The organism is Mesorhizobium sp. BHbdii, assembly GCF_053848045.1.
On the sequence record NZ_JBSPKX010000336.1, the window covers coordinates 1 to 394 of the forward strand.

Genomic DNA, 394 nt, shown 5'->3' on the forward strand with positions numbered 1-394 from the left:
TCGATATCGGCCTCGACCGCTGGTTCGAGATTCGCACCAAGACGATCGTCAATTCCTCGCTGTCGATCGCCGATGCCTATGTCCAGGAGAATGCCCGCAATTTGCAGGGCACGACGCTGTCGATGGCTTATGATCTCGATGCGTCGCGAACCCTCTACGGACTTGATCGCACAGGCTTTCTCGACCTTCTCAACAAGGAGGCAGTGGGCCGGTCGCTGGCCCACGCGGCGCTGATCAAGCCCGACGGCTCGTTTGTCATGAGCGCGCAGACCGATGCCGATTTCGCCATGCCGGAACCGCCGGAAGGTTCAGTCAGCAGCGCCGCCGAGGGCAAACCGGTGCTGATCGAGCCGCGCACCCGCAACATCATGGGCGCCATCGTCAAGCTGCACGA

The 394-nt window shown here is 61.7% G+C and carries 1 pseudogene; it reads left to right on the forward strand.

Annotated elements, in window-relative coordinates:
- Positions 1-394 (forward strand): annotated as a pseudogene (locus ACWTU8_RS33320) (PAS domain-containing sensor histidine kinase); the annotation flags it as partial.